Source organism: Mesorhizobium sp. M7A.F.Ca.US.005.03.2.1 (assembly GCF_003997795.1).
Classification (GTDB): Bacteria; Pseudomonadota; Alphaproteobacteria; order Rhizobiales; family Rhizobiaceae; genus Mesorhizobium; species Mesorhizobium ciceri.
In genome coordinates this window covers 1-4923 of sequence record NZ_RZRP01000470.1, presented here as the reverse complement: position 1 = coordinate 4923, position 4923 = coordinate 1, and the positions used below count along the sequence as shown (strand labels likewise).

At 63.9% G+C, this 4923-nt stretch carries 5 protein-coding genes; 3 read left to right on the top strand and 2 right to left on the bottom strand.

What is annotated here, in order from left to right:
• From EN991_RS23250 to EN991_RS23240, 3 genes are all read left to right on the top strand, one after another.
• Positions 1 to 706: ABC transporter permease (locus EN991_RS23250; RefSeq protein ID WP_164750006.1), on the top strand; the 706-nt coding region annotated here is incomplete at its 5' end.
• Positions 703 to 2334 (top strand): ABC transporter ATP-binding protein, encoded by a 1632-nt coding sequence (locus EN991_RS23245; protein WP_013527943.1) that lies wholly within the window; start codon positions 703 to 705, stop codon positions 2332 to 2334. The genes EN991_RS23250 and EN991_RS23245, both read left to right, overlap by 4 nt.
• A gap of 29 nt (positions 2335 to 2363) precedes the next feature.
• On the top strand, positions 2364 to 3305 hold the full coding sequence (locus EN991_RS23240; protein WP_127366681.1) for a glyoxylate/hydroxypyruvate reductase A: 942 nt from the start codon (positions 2364 to 2366) through the stop codon (positions 3303 to 3305).
• On the opposite strand, the gene EN991_RS23235 is transcribed toward EN991_RS23240, so the two are convergent.
• Positions 3306 to 3668, bottom strand: a complete 363-nt coding sequence (locus tag EN991_RS23235) for a hypothetical protein (RefSeq protein WP_127369629.1) — start codon at positions 3666 to 3668, stop codon at positions 3306 to 3308.
• 286 nt (positions 3669 to 3954) lie between these two features.
• On the bottom strand, positions 3955 to 4884 hold the full coding sequence (locus tag EN991_RS23230) for a methyltransferase domain-containing protein (RefSeq protein ID WP_127369628.1): 930 nt from the start codon (positions 4882 to 4884) through the stop codon (positions 3955 to 3957).
• Positions 4885 to 4923: the final 39 nt, after the last annotated feature.

Below are 4923 nucleotides of genomic sequence, written 5' to 3'. Positions count from 1 at the left end.
GGGTGCTGCCGCCCCCGCCTGCATCGTCGGCAACTGGAATTGGCTCGGCACCGACGACCAGGCGCGCGACGTGCTGGCGCGCGTCATCTACGGCTTCCGCATTTCGGTGCTGTTCGGCCTGATCCTGACCGCCGGCTCCGCCTTGATCGGCGTCGCGGCCGGCGCCGTGCAAGGCTATTTCGGCGGCTGGACGGATCTCTTGTTCCAGCGTTTCATCGAGATCTGGTCCGCCATCCCGGTGCTCTATCTCCTGCTCATCGTCGCCGCCATCCTGCCGCCGGGCTTCTTCATCCTGCTCGGCCTGATGCTGCTGTTTTCCTGGGTGGCGCTGGTCGGCGTGGTGCGGGCCGAGTTCCTGCGCGCCCGCAATTTCGAATATGTCAACGCGGCCCGGGCGCTCGGCGTGCCCAACCGCACCATCATGTTCCGGCACCTGTTGCCCAACGCCATGGTGGCGACACTGACCTTCATGCCCTTCCTGCTCTCGGGCTCGATCTCGACGCTGACCTCGCTCGACTATCTCGGCTTTGGCCTGCCGCCCGGCTCCGCCTCGCTCGGCGAATTGCTCAAGCAGGCGCAGCGCAACCTCAATGCGCCGTGGCTCGGCATTTCCGGCTTCGTCGTCATCTCGCTGATGCTGTCCCTGCTGGTCTTCGTCGGCGAGGCGACGCGCGACGCCTTCGATCCGCGCAAGACGTTCAGATGAGCGAAGCCCCCTTGCTCAGCGTACAGGACCTCAGCGTCGCCTTCAGCCAGGGCGGCGGCCAGTCGACGGCTGTCGACCACATCTCGTTCGACATCGCCAAGGGCGAGACGGTGGCGCTGGTCGGCGAATCCGGCTCCGGCAAATCGGTCTCGGCGCTTTCGGTGCTGAAGCTTTTGCCCTATCCAAGCGCCAGCCACCCCTCGGGAAAGATCGTGTTCCAGGGCAACGACCTGCTGGCGATGGGCGAGAAGCAGTTGCGGCAGGTGCGCGGCAACAAGATCACCATGATCTTCCAGGAGCCGATGACCTCGCTCAATCCGCTGCACACGATCGAGCATCAAATCGTCGAGATCCTGAAGCTGCACCAAGGCATGGCCGACCGCCCCGCCAAGGAGCGCACGCTGGCCCTGCTCAACGAGGTTGGCATCCGCGATCCGCACAAGCGCCTCGATGCCTATCCACACCAGTTGTCCGGGGGCCAGCGCCAGCGCGTGATGATCGCCATGGCGCTGGCCAACGAGCCCGAACTTCTGATCGCCGACGAGCCGACGACGGCGCTCGACGTCACCGTTCAGGCGCAGATCCTCGAACTGCTGGCCGGCTTGAAGAGCCGCAAGGGCATGTCGATGCTGTTCATCACCCATGATCTCGGCATCGTGCGCAAGATTGCCGACCGCGTCTGCGTGATGACCAAGGGCAAGATCGTCGAGACCGGCCCGACCAAGGAGATTTTCGCCAATCCGCAGCATGCCTACACAAGGCATCTGCTGGCGGCCGAGCCGAAGGGCAAGCCGCCGGCCGCCAATGCCGACGCCAAGCCGGTCATGACCGGCAAGGACATAAAGGTCTGGTTCCCGATCAAGCAGGGCTTCTTCCGCCGCACCGTCGACAATGTGAAGGCAGTGGACGGCATCGATGTCACCGTGCGCGCCGGCCAGACGCTCGGCGTGGTCGGCGAATCCGGCTCCGGCAAGACGACGCTCGGCTTGGCGCTGGCGCGCATGATCTCGTCGACCGGCATGATCCAGTTCAACGGTCGCGACATCAACCAGCTGTCCTTCAATGCAATGCGGCCGCTCAGGCGCGAATTGCAGATCGTCTTCCAGGATCCGTTCGGCTCGCTCAGCCCGCGCATGTCGATCGCCGAGATCATCGAGGAAGGCCTCAAGATCCACGAGCCGAAGCTGTCGCCCGACGAGCGCGACGACAAGGTGGCCGCCGTGCTGAAGGAGGTTGGGCTCGATCCGGCGACCCGCAACCGCTACCCGCACGAGTTTTCCGGCGGCCAGCGCCAGCGCGTTGCCATCGCACGCGCCATGGTGCTCAACCCGCGCTTCGTCATGCTGGACGAGCCGACATCGGCACTCGACATGAGCGTGCAGGCGCAGGTTGTCGACCTGCTGCGCAGCCTGCAGGCCAAGCACGATCTCGCCTATCTCTTCATCAGCCATGATTTGAAAGTCATCCGGGCGCTCGCCAACGACGTCATCGTCATGCGCAATGGCAGGATCGTCGAAGCCGGCCCTTCCCAGCAGATTTTTGAAAATCCGCAAACCGACTATACTCGGGCGCTGATCTCGGCCGCCTTCAAGATCGAGACGGCACCGGTCGGCATCGTCAGCGAGTGATTTGCGTAAAGAGGGACTAGAGGACCGCAATGGAAAAAGGCCGCATCCTGCTTGCCGTCACCGGCTTTCATCCGCAGCGCTGGCGCGACCTGCTGTCGGCCGAACGCGAGGTGGTGCTGGAGCCGGACGGCGCCAGCGACCCCTCGATCACCTATGCCGTTGTATGGAAGCAGAAGCCGAACATCCTGGCGTCGCTGCCCAATCTGCGCGCCATCTTCTCGATCGGCGCCGGCGTCGACCATATCTTCGCCGATCCCGGCCTGCCCGACGTGCCGATCGTCAAAATCGTTGCCGACAACCTCACCCAGTACATGACGGAATATGTCGTCTGGCGGGTGCTCGACCATCACCGCCAGGGCCTGCTCTACCGGTCGCAGCAGTCGAAGAAGATCTGGCATGAGCCGCAGCAGAGGCCTGCCGGTGACATTTCGGTCGGCATCATGGGCCTCGGCAGTCTCGGCCGCGCCGCGGCCTCGGTGCTGCTCTCGCTCGGCTTTGCCGTCAATGGCTGGTCGCGCAGCGACAAGGCCATGCAAGGCGTCGCGACCTATTCCGGCGAAGCTGGATTGATCCCCTTCCTCAAGGCAACCGACATCCTGGTGGTGCTTCTGCCGCTGACGCCGGAGACCAAGGGCATCATCAACTACGGCGTGCTGAAGGAGCTGCGGAAACGCAACGGCCTCGGCGGCTCGGTGCTGATCAATGCCGGGCGTGGCCGCCTGCAGAAGGATGCCGACATTTTGCGGGCGCTGGATGACGGCACGTTGAAGGAGGCAAGCCTCGACGTGTTCGAGGTCGAACCGCTGCCGAAGACCAGTCCGCTGTGGGGGCATCCGAAAGTGTTCGTGACGCCACACGCGGCGGCGACCTCCGATCCGGTGCATCTGGCGCCGATCATGCTGCGCCAGATGGACGCCTTCGAACGCGGCGAAAAGCTCGACAATCTGGTGGACCGCAAGGCGGGGTATTAGCTAGCCGGGCAGAGCGAGCTTCTTCTGCTTGTTTGGCTGGCCGCAGTCGCGTCGATCGATCGACCGGTTCATGGCATCGATCTCACCGCTCGCCTTGTCGGTATCGCGCTTGGCCTTCGAGCGCATGTCCGGCGTGAACGGGCCGAAGCCCATCGCCGGATTGGAGAAGGTCGGCTTGGCCTTGATCGGCAGGTTGTATTGCTGCGCCAAGCCATTGCGCTGCGCCAGCAACTGGTCGCACGGCACGCTGTCGTATTGCAGGGACGACTGGACGTTCGCATCCTGCTGTTCCGACATCGAAGTGCCACCGACACAGCCGGCGGTCAGCAGGCAAGAGGCCAAGATCATCATGTTCCAGCGCATCGGCTATGCTCCTCCTGATATCCCGCCCTGACGCGAGCAGATCGCAAATATCAGTCGCGCATGCAAATCGGACTTTTTCACAGCAGGAATATTTGCGAGGCGGCGAGGCTGCCCCTCCGCAGGCGCGCGGCTGACGGAGCATCAAACGAAAAACCCGCCTGTCCGGCGGGTCACTGGCGCAAATCAGCACCATCGGCGAAAATGTACCATAGCTGAGGGCAGGGTGTCAAGAAAAAATTCCTATCGCACCCGACGAAAAGCTGCCGACACCGCCGACCGGCTGTCGTCAGGTCTTTTGTTCAGCTGAGTTCGGAGCCCTGACCACAACGACCAACCCGTTGACGTGTTCCCCGCGATCCTGCCGGATCGCGGTTGGTTCCAGTGACAGGACCGAAAGCCCGTTGGCGGCCAGCACGTCGAGCACATAGCGTTGCGCATGCGCATAGCGGCGTGACGGCAGCAGCGCAAAATCGCCATCGCCAGCCAGCGTCTCGACGGAAAACGCGAACAGGCCATCCGTGGCCAGCAGGCCGGCAATCGTCTTCACCACGCCGCCCAGCGCACCGACATAGATGAAAACATCGGCCACCGTCACCAGATCGGCTTTCGGACCGGCATAGGGAAGATCCCGCAGATCGGCCTTGTCGAGGAAATCGTAGACGCCCTTGGCCCGCGCCTTTCTCAGCATTTTGGCCGAAATGTCATACCCCTCCAGCCGGTCGGCGATCGGCCGCAGCCTCTGCCCCATCAGGCCTGTGCCGCAGCCGAGATCGAGCGCCAGCGCGAAGCGGCCCGGCCTTGCCGCTCGAATGGCCTGGTCGAGCATCCCAGGCAGGCGGTAACCCAGCCTGCCGACCAGGGACTCGTCGAAGCTCTCGGCATAATGGTCGAACAAGGTCTCGACGAAGGCGCTGGGGAGCGCATCGACCGCCGGCGCCATGCCGATCAATTGCAGGTTCAGTGCAGCGCCTTGACGATCCGATGGATCGAGTTGCAACGACATCGTCCACGCCTGTGCGGCCAGATCCGCCGCGCCCGCCGCCTGCTGCATCTCGCCGAGGCGAAACCAGCCCATCGCCCATTGCGGCGTTATTTCCAGTGCACCGAGCAGCAATTCCGCCGCCGCCGCATGATCGCCATCAGCGTGCAGCATCTCGGCATAGTCGGCGCGGCGATCGGCGTTCAAGTCGCCTGACGAGGCCTGAAGCGGTTTCATGGCGGCGGGTCCTGCCGGCGGATCGAGCCGGCGGTGCTC